This is a genomic window from Streptomyces sp. NPDC002574 (assembly GCF_042889545.1).
Classification (GTDB): domain Bacteria; phylum Actinomycetota; class Actinomycetes; order Streptomycetales; family Streptomycetaceae; genus Actinacidiphila.
Map to the genome: position 1 here is coordinate 22,253 of NZ_JBIARB010000005.1, position 10,868 is coordinate 33,120.

Annotated in this window: 11 protein-coding genes; 5 read left to right on the forward strand and 6 right to left on the reverse strand. The window is 73.1% G+C overall.

Annotated features, from left to right (window positions below):
* The first annotated feature begins 40 nt into the window (after positions 1–40).
* The gene (locus ACFYXS_RS12595; RefSeq protein WP_389246940.1) at positions 41–487 is read left to right on the forward strand and encodes an MFS transporter; all 447 of its coding nucleotides are present in this window, start codon (positions 41–43) and stop codon (positions 485–487) included.
* An 88-nt stretch (positions 488–575) separates the two neighbouring features.
* Here ACFYXS_RS12595 and ACFYXS_RS12600 read toward each other — a convergent pair whose 3' ends face one another.
* The 4 genes from ACFYXS_RS12600 to ACFYXS_RS12615 form a co-directional block, all read right to left on the reverse strand.
* Positions 576–1,403, reverse strand: a complete 828-nt coding sequence (locus ACFYXS_RS12600; protein ID WP_389246942.1) for a DUF4232 domain-containing protein — start codon at positions 1,401–1,403, stop codon at positions 576–578.
* Positions 1,387–1,872 carry an RNA polymerase sigma factor gene (locus ACFYXS_RS12605; protein WP_389246944.1) on the reverse strand — a complete coding sequence of 162 codons (486 nt, stop codon included), beginning with the start codon at positions 1,870–1,872 and terminating at the stop codon, positions 1,387–1,389. Before ACFYXS_RS12605 ends, ACFYXS_RS12600 begins: the two co-directional genes overlap by 17 nt.
* Before the next feature lie 55 nt (positions 1,873–1,927).
* Positions 1,928–3,169 carry a hypothetical protein gene (locus ACFYXS_RS12610; protein ID WP_389246946.1) on the reverse strand — a complete coding sequence of 414 codons (1,242 nt, stop codon included), beginning with the start codon at positions 3,167–3,169 and terminating at the stop codon, positions 1,928–1,930.
* A gap of 343 nt (positions 3,170–3,512) precedes the next feature.
* Positions 3,513–4,115: a DUF1345 domain-containing protein gene (locus tag ACFYXS_RS12615; RefSeq protein ID WP_389246948.1), complete on the reverse strand. Its 603-nt coding sequence runs from the start codon at positions 4,113–4,115 to the stop codon at positions 3,513–3,515.
* Between the two features lie 291 nt (positions 4,116–4,406).
* Here ACFYXS_RS12615 and ACFYXS_RS12620 point away from each other — a divergent pair, with 291 nt between their 5' ends.
* Entirely contained in the window at positions 4,407–5,243 is an 837-nt protein-coding gene (locus ACFYXS_RS12620) for an SDR family NAD(P)-dependent oxidoreductase (RefSeq protein ID WP_389246950.1), read from the forward strand.
* Between the two features lie 155 nt (positions 5,244–5,398).
* Here the strand turns inward: ACFYXS_RS12620 and ACFYXS_RS12625 are convergent, their stop codons facing one another.
* Both ACFYXS_RS12625 and ACFYXS_RS12630 read right to left on the reverse strand, forming a co-directional pair.
* Positions 5,399–6,280 carry a diacylglycerol kinase family protein gene (locus ACFYXS_RS12625; RefSeq protein ID WP_389246952.1) on the reverse strand — a complete coding sequence of 294 codons (882 nt, stop codon included), beginning with the start codon at positions 6,278–6,280 and terminating at the stop codon, positions 5,399–5,401.
* A 29-nt stretch (positions 6,281–6,309) separates the two neighbouring features.
* Positions 6,310–7,905: an FAD-binding oxidoreductase gene (locus ACFYXS_RS12630; protein WP_389246954.1), complete on the reverse strand. Its 1,596-nt coding sequence runs from the start codon at positions 7,903–7,905 to the stop codon at positions 6,310–6,312.
* A gap of 69 nt (positions 7,906–7,974) precedes the next feature.
* Between ACFYXS_RS12630 and ACFYXS_RS12635 the strand changes: the two genes are divergently transcribed.
* The 3 genes from ACFYXS_RS12635 to ACFYXS_RS12645 all read left to right on the forward strand — a co-directional run bounded on the left by ACFYXS_RS12635 (position 7,975) and on the right by ACFYXS_RS12645 (position 10,736).
* The gene (locus tag ACFYXS_RS12635) at positions 7,975–8,577 is read left to right on the forward strand and encodes a TetR/AcrR family transcriptional regulator (protein ID WP_389246956.1); all 603 of its coding nucleotides are present in this window, start codon (positions 7,975–7,977) and stop codon (positions 8,575–8,577) included.
* A complete protein-coding gene (locus ACFYXS_RS12640; protein ID WP_389246958.1) occupies positions 8,574–10,199 on the forward strand; it encodes a glycerol-3-phosphate dehydrogenase/oxidase in 1,626 nt (541 codons plus the stop codon). The genes ACFYXS_RS12635 and ACFYXS_RS12640 overlap by 4 nt, the downstream gene beginning before the upstream one ends.
* Before the next feature lie 366 nt (positions 10,200–10,565).
* Positions 10,566–10,736 carry a hydrophobic protein gene (locus ACFYXS_RS12645; protein ID WP_389246960.1) on the forward strand — a complete coding sequence of 57 codons (171 nt, stop codon included), beginning with the start codon at positions 10,566–10,568 and terminating at the stop codon, positions 10,734–10,736.
* Positions 10,737–10,868 lie beyond the last annotated feature (132 nt).

A 10,868-nucleotide genomic window follows, 5' to 3' on the forward strand; every position in this document is an offset into this window, starting at 1 on the left:
CCAACGCGACGCCGCCCTCCTCGTCTACTCCGTCACCGCGGTGCTCGGTGTCACCGCCGGCTGCCTGGTGGTCGACCGCATCGGCCGCCGCCGGCTGCTGATCCCGCCCTTCTGGATCACGGCCGGCTGCCTCGCCCTGGTCGCCGTGTGGCCCGGCTCCACCCCGGTCATCGTGGCCGGTTTCCTCTTCTTCATCTTCCTCAACGCCGCCTCCAGCGCTCTGACCGCCGTGTACCCGCTGGAGGTCTTCCCGACGTCGATGCGGACGACGGGCGTCGGCTTCGCCGCGGCCATGAGCCGGGTCGGCGCGGCGATCGGCACCTTCCTGCTGCCGATGGGGCTGGACCGCTTCGGCGTCGAGTTCGTCCGGCTCGTCGGCGCGGGCGTACTGGCCCTGGGCGGTCTCGTCTCCCACTTCCTCGCCCCGGAGACCACCGACCTCGATCTCGCCCAGGCGGCCCGCGCCGCGCACTCCGCGCGCGACTGAGGGTCCCGACCCCACCGGCGCCGGCCGGGAGGGGAGGTCCTGGCCGGCGCCGGTGGGGTCGGGACCGGGGCAGGACGGCCCCGTGGCCTCAGGGCGTCGTGGGACCGTGCACGGCGGTGACGGACAGGATGGTGACGCCGGTCGCGGCGCAGCCCAGCTGCGTGTCGTCCGGCAGGAAGAGCGCGTCGCGCTCGTCGGGAGGGTAGACGCGCAGACCCCGTGCCTTCTGCGGCACGCACGTCTTCGCGTCGTAGTTCCCGGCCTGGGCGATGCGCAGCCCGGCCTCGACGGAGCCGCCCTCCGGCAGCACAACGGTCTCTCCGGTGGTTCCCACGCGCTCGGCCGGGTTGCCGATCTGCCGGCCCGAGGCGCCGGCGACCAGGGAGACCCCCGGAAAGCCGCGCAGGGAGCAGGGGCGCGGTCCCGAGTTGACGAAGACCAGCGCGCGCTCCACCGACCCCGCGGCCCCCTGGGATTCGCCGAAGGCGATCTTGAGCTGCGCGGAACGGCAGGCGGTGATCTGGGACACCGGCGCGGAAGCGGGTGCGGACGGCCGTACCTCGGGCGACCGGGTGCTCGCGGACGGCACGGGTGCGGCGGTCGTCGGGTCGCCGCCCTGCGAGGGCAGGACGCTCACCGGCGGCGCGGCGGGCCGCACGCTCGGGACGCCCCGGCCGCCGGGCAGCGGCACCAGGAACACCGCGGCCGCCAGGCACCCGGTCACGGCGGTGCCGAGCGCGACCGCCCGGCGCCGCCGCACGGACCGGGCCCGGCGACGGACGGCGGTGAAGGCTCCGGGCGGCGGGGTCAGGAGGACGACGGGCTGCCGGAACGCCTCGGCGATCTCGCTCGGCACGTCCTGCGCGCGTCCCGCGCCGGCCTCGGCGGGGTCACCCGGGTCAGACGGTCGTTTCATGAAGCCCCCTGAGAGAGGCCCGCAGGTGCTGCCGGGCTGCGTGCAGATCGCTCTTGATCGTGCCGGGGCGGCGGTGCAGCACCGCCGCTATGTCGTTCACGGACAGGTCGGCGTAGTAGTGCAGGAGCACCGGGACGCGCAGCCGCCTGGGCAGCGCCTCCACGAGGGCCCGGATCTCGGTGCCGTGGTCGGCGGCGGGGGCGTGGTCCACCGCCACGGCCTCCAGCTGCCGCACGGCGTCCTTCTCCCGCTCCTGCCGGCGCCAGTGGTCCTTCACCAGGTTCGCCGCGATGGAGAAGAGGTACGGTGCGGGTTCGCGGACCGTCGCCCAGCGTGACCACAGTCTCGTGAACGACTCGGCCGCGATCTCGTGCGCGATGGCGTCGCTGTCCACGAGCCTGCGGCACCAGCCCGCGAGGCGCGGATAGAAGGACTCGAAGAACTCCTCCGCCTCCGCTGCGCTGCTCACTCCGAATCCGCCATTCCTGTCTCGCTCCCCCGCCCGCGCGACGGCACCGCACCCGTCAGACGGTGACGACGCCCTTCCAGCCGCCGACGGGCCGCTCCCCCACAGTAAGCCGTTGCATATTGCTCACGACCGTGGGGTGCTGCGCCTCCAGCCAGTCGCAGAACTGGCGGAACGAGACCATGCGGACGTCGTCCTTCTCGGCCATCTCGCCGATCACCTGCTCCACGGCGTCCATGTAGATGCCGCCGTTCCACTGCTCGAAGTGGTTGCCGATGAAGAACGGGGCGCGGTTGCTGTTGTACGCGCGCTCGAAGCCGGTCAGGTAGGCGCCGCGGGCCTGGTCCCGCCAGGCGGGACGGCGCGCCGGGTCGCCCTGGGTGGTCCCGGACTGGTTGGCGAGCATGTTGTAGTCCATGGAGAGCACTTCGAAGCTGTGCCCGGGGAACGGTACGGACTGCAGCGGGAAGTCCCAGATGCCGAGCTTGCGGCGGGGCCAGACCTGGAGCCCGCCCGGCGAGCTGGCGTCGTAGCGCCAGCCGAGGGAGGCCGCGGTGGACAGCAGGTTGAACTGGCCCATCAGGCAGGGCGTGCGGCCGCCGACGAGTTCCTTGGTGTAGTCGAAGGGCAGCGGGTCCAGGTCCTGGAAGCCGGTGTTGGTCCGCCACTCCTGCACGAAGCGCGTGGCCTGCTCGATCTCGCTGCGCCACTGCGCGGGCGACCACCGCTTCACCGAACCGTAGCCACTGCAGAAGTGGCCGTTGAAGTGGGTCCCTATCTCATGGCCTTCGAGCCACGCCGCCCTCAACTGCTCCAGGGTCAGGCGTATGTGGGCGTCCGTCAGGTACCCGATGTCGGAGGCGCCCACCGGATTGCGGGGCGGGTCGTACAGGTGCTTCTTGGACTCGGGCAGCAGGTACAGACCCGAGAGGAAGAACGTCATGGCCGCCCCCGCCTCCTCGGCGATCTTCCGGAAGCGGGCGAAGAGGCCGTTGTCCAGTTCACCGGCCCCGTCCCAGGAGATCACGACGAACTGCGGCGGCCGCTCGCCCTTCTCCAGCCTGCGGACCTCCGGCTGGCGCGGCTGGGCACCGGTCAGCGAGGTCGAGCCGTCGCCTATCAGTCGCGGGCGCTCGATGCTGGGCGGCTCGTCGCGCGGCGGTGCCGAGGACGGCGGCGGGGAGGGCTGCGAGGAGGACGGCGACGGGGACGGATTGCCGCGTGCGAAGGCCTCGCCCCCCGCGCCGCGGTACAGCGCGTAGCCGCCGGCCGACAACAGGCCCCCGGCGCCGAGTCCCATGAACAGCCTGCGAGGCAGCCGGGACGGTTCCCCGTGCGGACGACGTGACGCGCTCACTTTGACTCACTCACTGTTGACGGCAGATCACCCGGAGCCGTCGCGTCCTCACGACGGCACTGGTATAGAGACCGGCGCGGTGCCCATGGTTGTCACGGAACGGTAAAAAGGCGGCCCGACGCGGCCAACAGAGCCTCTCGGGCCCGGGTGTCGCCACGGCGGCCGGGGGACGAACGGAAACCGGCCGGCTCCGCGGGCCCGAGCCCGGCATCCGTTCCCCGGAAACCTCCGGAAACCGCCGGAACGCAACGATCCGCGGTTCGGCGAGGAAATGCCGCAGCGGCGGTCAGCCGGTGATCACACCCACCGCGATACCGAGCGTCGCGGTGTTGTAGACGAACGACAGAATGCTGTGCGAAAGAATGCGGGTCCTGATCGTCGAACTCTGCGTCTCCACATCGGAGACGGAGAACGTGGTGCCGAGTGTGAAGGAGAAGTAGGCGAAGTCCGCGAAATTCGGGCGCTTGGTGCTGGGGAATGCCAGCACCTCGTCCGGCAGCGTGGCGTAGTACACCTGCGCATAACGCTCCGCGTAGCCGAAGTGGAGAATCGCCCACGCGAGCAGGACGGCGGGGACGCCGACGGATTTGGATTCCATGTCGGACAGTCCGTGCCCCTTGTCGACGACGATCATCACCCCGGCGACGATGCCGATGAGGCTGGTGAAGACCGTGAAGACCAGGCCGGACCGTCGGCCGAGCATCCCCTTGAGCCAGTCGGCGCTGTCGCTGTCGACGTAGCGCCTGCTTTTCCTGAGACGGGATATCCGGGTCGCCAGGTACACGAGGGCCAGAAGGTCCCACAGGCCTATGTACGTCCTGGTGCGAGTGTCGAGACCCACAATGGCGACGCCGAGGAGGATGAGCGCGGCCTCGGTCATCCTGGACATGGCAAGCAGGATTTTGCTGAACATTGTTCCTTCTTCGGGGAATCCCGGCCCGGCCTTCGCGCGGTGCGGACGAATGCCGGCGGCAATGGCACCGCGACTGTAACCCACCTGTCCCCTCGCACGGACCGCGGGAAAGCATCAAATCGATACGTAGGCAGTCACATCACACCGGAAGTGAGACCCGGGTCCGGATACGGGCGGCGGAAAAGGGGAAGCAGAACGCCACCGGCGGGGTTGTTCCCATTACGGGGCACGCGGCCCCGTGGACACCGGTGGCGGAGGGAGCGGTCCATGAACACATCGCCACTCGACCTTTCCGGACGGCGGGTCCTCGTCACGGGGGCCGGCAGCGGGATCGGGCGCGCGCTGGCCCTGGAACTCGCCGTGCGGCGGTGCTCCTTGGTGCTCGCCGGACGGCGCGCCGCGCCACTGGAGGAGACCGTGGAACTCGTCGTCGAGCGCGGCGGGACGGCCCGTGCCGTGACCCGCGACCTCACGTCGGAGAAGGGGCCCGAGCAGGCGGTCCAGGACGCCGTACGGATCCTGGGCGGCCTGGACGTGCTGGTCAACAACGCGGGCAACGTACGGGCCGGGACGCTCGACGAGGACATCGCGACCGCGGACATCCACGCGATGGTGGGACTGAACCTCCTCGCGCCGATCCTCGCGACCCGGGCCGCGCTGCCCCATCTGCGCGCGGCCGGTGCCGCGCACGGTCAGGCGGTGGTGCTCGGCATCGCGTCCGGCGCGGCGCTGGTGGGCATGCCCTACTACAGCGTGTACGCGGCGACGAAGGCGGGCCTCGCCCGTTTCGACGAGGCGTTGCGCCGGGAGTTGTGGGGCAGCGGCATCCACGTCGCGACCGCGTACCCCGGGGGGACGCAGACGCCGATGATGGAGTCCTCCAAGGCGGGCGCCGACCTGGGGTACGGGCGGCGACCGGTCGAGGAGGTCGTCAGGGAGATCGTCGCGGGCGTGGAGGCGGGCGAGGTGGACATCAACACCCAGCGTCCCGAACGCCGAGAACTCCAGCGGCTCAACACCACCGACCCGCTCGCGGTCGACGCGACGCTGGCCCCCTCACTGGCCGAGATGCGCGAGGCGGTACGCGGGCACCGCAGCATCTGAGCCCGCGGCCGGGCCCGTTCACCCCGTGGCGCGCAGCCAGTCGCGCGCCGACCGCGGGGTGACCAGCCGTACGACGCGCAGCGGCGCGAAGCGCCCGTCCGGGGACCGCGGTCGTGACGGCCCGTCTCTGACGGCGCTTCACTACGTGGCCGGGCTCAGCACAGCACCTTGAGCGCTCCCGGCCGGATCCGCGCGGTGACCGGGAGGACGGCGTCGACCTCGCCGTCCGCGCCGTAGGGGACCTCCCGGTCGGCCTCGATGCGGATCTCCCTGCCGCGGACGATCTCGACCTCGGGCCGGTGCACGTGCGCGCCGGTCTTGAGTTCGTTCATCAGGGCGAAGAAGAGGCGGCGCGGCGCGTCGTGGATCATGACGACGTCGAGCAGCCCGTCGTCCACGCGGGCGCCGGGCGCGATGGCGCGACCGGAGCCGTAGTAGCCGGAGTTGGCGGCCACGACCGTGTAGCCGCGGCGCTCGTGGAGCACCCCGTCGACGGTGACGCGATAGGCGGCCGCGCGCCAGCCGGCGACGGCGCGCAGCCCTCCGGCGTAGTACGAGGCGGCGCCGCTCAGCAGCCGGGAGGCGTTGGCGTGGCGGTTGGCGAGGGCGTCGACGCCCGCGTAGACGCTGCCCAGGACCACCGTCCGGTGGTGGACCGCGGAGTCGATCTCGATGGTGTCGACCGGGCGGGGGTCCTGGTGGAGCAGGACGCGGGCGAGTTCGTCCGGTCCCGAGGGAAGGTCCAGGGCGCGGGCGAAGTCGTTGCCGCGGCCAGCGGGCACCAGGCCGAGCACGGTGTCCGTGCCGCTGAGGGCACCGCCGATGCCGCCGACGATGCCGTCCCCGCCGACGGCGAGCACGACGCGGCCCGATTCGCCCGCGCGGCGGGCGAGTTCCTGGGCGTGCGCCAGGCTCGTGCTGTACTCCGTCTCCAGCTCCGCACCGGCCTCGCGCAGCAGCCGGGCGAGCGGAAGCAGGGCGGCGGCCCCGGTGGACCCCCCGGCGGTGGGGTTGACGACGGCCGTGAACTGTCGCATGCGCGTGCCTCCGGGACGGGGAGTGGGGCTCAGCGGACGGGGAGGAGGATGCCGGGGTTCATCAGGCCGGCCGGGTCGAGCGCGTCCTTCACGGCCCGCAGCGCTGCGATGCCCAGCGGGCCGGCCTCGCGGACGTACCAGTCGCGGTGGTCGCCGCCCACACCGTGGTGGTGGCTGATGGTGCCGCCCGCGGCGATGATCGCCTCGTTCGCCGCGGTCTTGGCCGGGGCCCAGTGGGCGACGGGGTCGTCGCCCTGCGCGGAGACGACGGTGAAGTAGAGCGAGGCGCCGTTCTCGTACACGTGCGAGATGTGGCACATCACCAGGGGCGGCGTGCCGGCGCCGGCGAGGGTGGTGGCCAGGGCGTGGCGCACGGAGTCGTACAGCTCCGGCAGGCGCGACCAGAACGTCGCGGTCTCCAGGGTCTCGGCGAAGGCGCCCGCGTCCAGGAGCGCGTCCCGCAGGTAGGGGGCGGAGTAACGGCCGTGGGCCCAGCGCTGCCCGGGCTCCTCGCCGAGGTACTCGCCGCCGCAGTCGCGCAGCACCGCCGCGGCCCGTGCGCGGCGGTAGGCGGTGTCCTCCTCGGTGCCCTCGTAGCCGGTGACGGCGACGCAGCCGGCCGCCGAGGGGCCGTCGGAGGCGCCGATGGCGTCGGGCTGCGCCAGGCCGATCATCGTCTCCGTCTCGTCGGACAGCCGCAGCACCGTCGGACGCGGGCCGTCCTGGGCGAGCCGGCGCAGCGCCGCCGTGCCCTCGGCGAACCCGGGGAAGCGCCAGCCCTCGTAGACCGTGACCTGCGGGACCGGGCGGATGCGCACGGTGACGGAGGTGATGACGCCGAGCGCGCCCTCGGAGCCGAGGACGAGCTGACGCAGGTCCGGTCCCGCGGCGGAGCGCGGCGCGCGGCCGGCGTCGAGAGTGCCGCGCGGGGTGGCGACGGTCAGGCCCAGCACCATCTCGTCGAAGCGGCCGTATCCGGCGGACGCCTGGCCGCTGGAGCGCGCGGCGGCGAAGCCGCCGATGGTCGCCCACTCGTAGGACTGCGGGAAGTGGCCGAGGGTGAAGCCCTGTTCGGCCAACAGCGCCTCGGCGTCGGGGGCACGCAGGCCGGGCTGGAGGATCGCGGTCCGCGACACCGGGTCCAGGGACAGCATCCGGTCCATGCGGCGCAGGTCGAGGGCGACGAAGGGGCGGTCGCCCTGCGGGGTCAGTCCGCCGACGACGGAGGTGCCGCCGCCGAACGGCACGACGGTCAGGCCGTGTTCGGCGCACACGGCCAGCACGGCCAGCACCTCGTCGTGGCCGGCGGGCAGTACGACGGCGGCCGGGAGGTCGGCGACGTCGCCGGCCCGGATGCGCAGCAGGTCGGGTGTGGACTTGCCGCGGGTGTGCCGGATCCGGCTCTCCGCGTCGGTACGGACGTACGACGTGCCGCCGACGGCGTCGGCGAGTGCGTCGCGTGCCTCGTCGCCGAGCGGGCTCTCGGGGACCTCGATCCCGTCGAGACCGGCCGGGGCGGCTTCACGGGGCTTGACCCCGAGGAGATCGCGCAGCAGGCCGATCACGGTGTCGGGCAGTGGGGCCGCCTTGGCCGGGTCACCCCAGCCGCTCCACAACATGTCCACGTCGTCGTCCTCACCGGTCGGGGTAGGGGTGCCATCTCTGCGGGCCGCTCAGGCGTTACACTGTGACACATGACGCCTATTCGTCACAACACTCGGACAGCGGCGGATCCGGTGCTCGACGCGGTCCGCGACTGCGTCCTGGCCGTCGGCGTCCGCCGTACGACCCTCACCGACGTGGCCCGCCGCGCCGGCGTCTCGCGCATGACCCTGTACCGGCGCTGGCCCGATGTCCGCACCCTGGTCGGGGACCTGATGACCCGTGAATGGGTGAGCGTCGCGGAGAACGCGATGCCGCGGCACACCGAGGACCGCGACATCCGGACGCAACTGGTCGACGGGCTGGTGGACGGCGTCCGCACCTTCCGTGCGCACCCGCTCTTCGTCAAGATCGTCGACGTCGATCCCGAACTGCTCCTCCCCTATGTGCTCGACCGCCGCGGCGCCAGCCAGGACGCGGTGCTGCAACTGATCACCACCGCGCTGGAGGAGGGCCACACCGACGGCTCCGTCCGCGTCGCCCACCCCGCCCGGCAGGCGCGGGCCGTGCTGCTGCTCGTGCAGTCGTTCACGCTCTCGCTGCGCACCATGACCGACGAGGACGACCCCGACCTGAACTCGGCCGCGTTCCTCGAGGAACTGCGGTTCATGCTGGAGAGGACCCTGACGCCATGAGCCCCACGAGCAGCCCGGCCGATTCCGCTGCGCACGCCCCGACCACCCGTACCGCCCGAACCACCCCGCCCGCCCCGCTCGCGTCGTCGCTGTCCGCGGTCCGCCGCGCCCGCGAACTGGCCGAACTCGCGGACGGCGGCGTCACCGTCGACGTACTCGTCGTCGGTCTCGGCGCCACCGGCGCGGGGGCCGCGCTCGACGCCGCCTCGCGCGGCCTGTCGGTCGCCGCCGTCGACGCCCACGACCTCGCCTTCGGCACCTCCCGCTGGAGCTCCAAGCTGATCCACGGCGGTCTGCGCTACCTCGCCTCCGGCCAGTTGGACGTCGCGCACGAGAGCGCCGTCGAACGCGGGGTACTGATGGAGCGCACCGCCCCCCACCTCGTCAGGGCGCAGCCCTTCGTGCTCCCGCTCACCCCGCTGGTCTCCCGCGGCCAGGCGGCCCTGGCCTGGACCGGATTCCGGGCCGGCGACGCGTTGCGGCTGGCCGCCCGCACCTCCCGCGCCACGCTGCCGGCCCCGCGCCGGCTCTCCGCCGTGGAGACCCGGCACTTCGCCCCCGCGCTGCGCCCGTCCGGGCTGCGCGGCGGCCTGCTGTCCTGGGACGGCCAACTCACCGACGACGCACGCCTGGTGACGGCGATCGCCCGCACCGCCGCCGCGCACGGCGCACGGATCCTGACCCGGGTCCGCGTGGTCGCGCTCACCGGATCCGGCGCCCTGATACGCGACGAACTCACCGGCGCGGAGACCGAGATCCGCGCCCGCGCCGTGATCAACGCCGCCGGGGTGTGGGCGGGCGGACTGGTGGACGGCATCCGCCTGCGGCCCTCGCGCGGCACCCATCTCGTCCTGCGCGCGGAGCCGCTGGGCGACCCGCCCGCGGGCCTGCACATCCCGATCCCCGGCGAGTCCAACCGCTTTGTGCTCGTGCTGCCGCAGGGCGACGGCCGGGTCTACGTCGGCCTGACCGACGAGCCGGTGGACGGCGACATCCCCGACGTGCCGGAGGTCCCCGAGACCGACATCGGCTTCCTCCTCGACGTGCTCGGCACCGCGCTGGACACCACGGTGGGACGCGAGGACGTCGTCGGCGCCTTCGCCGGGCTGCGCCCGCTGCTGGACACCACGGCCGACGGCGCCGGGCACACGTCCGACATCTCCCGTAAGCACGCGGTCCTGACCTCGGGCGACGGTGTCGTCACCGTGGTCGGCGGCAAACTGACCACGTACCGGCGCATGGCGCAGGACGCGGTCGACGCCGCGGTGTCCGCTCGCGGCCTCACCGCCGGACCGTCCCGTACGACCTCCCTGCCGCTGGTCGGCGCCGCCCCGGCCGCGGAGCTGACCGATCTGGCGGCACCGCGCCGCCTGGTGCGGCGGTACGGCACCGAGGCCCCGGCGGTCCACGCCCTCGGCGCCGCCGAACCGGCGCTGCGCGAGCCCGTCGTCCCGGGACATCCCGTGACCCGGGCCGAACTCCTGTGGGCGGTACGCCACGAGGGCGCCCTCGACGCCGCCGACCTCCTCGACCGGCGCACCCGCATCGGCCTGGTCCCCGCGGACCGCGCGGAGGCCGCCAAGGCGGCGGAGGAGGTACTGGCCAGCGCGGCCGAAGGGTGACGCCGGACGCGGTCCTGACCGCTCAGCGGCCCAGGTGCGTTCCCGGCGCCGCCACCGGGGAATTCCCGGCCGCGATTTCGCGCCGGGACGTGAACGCCGCCGCCGAAAGGGCGCACGCGGGCGCGGAGTCCGGCCCGGGCGAAAGGGCGGCGGCGCCCGGGTGCACATCCGCCACCGCTGAGGACACGTGAAACGGCCGGGAACGGGACCTGTTTGGGGACCGGCATCCGGGGCACCCGAAAATCGCGGTGAACGGTGCAGTCGGGTGCCGGCCCCCCTCTCCGGCCGGCATCCGGCTGTGCACCCGAATTCTCCGGTCGCCCATGCGCATGACCACATTCACGTATTCGTTCCCGGGAGGCACACGTGGTTCCCCTTCTGCTCGTTCTGCTTCTGGCCGTCGTGCTCTTCGGGGCCGGATTCGCCGTCAAGATCCTGTGGTGGGTCGCCCTGATCATCCTGGTGCTCTGGCTGCTGGGGTTCGTCATGCGCGGCACCTCCTCGGGAGGTGGCAGGTCGCGCTGGTACCGGTGGTGACCTCCCACCGACCTCTGCGGACGGGGGGGGGCCCCCGGGCCCCCCCCGCCCCCAGCGCGCCCCCCCGGCCCCCAAGGGGCCCCCCGGCGCCCCCCCCCCCCCCCCGGCACCCCCCCCCCGGGGGGAAAACCC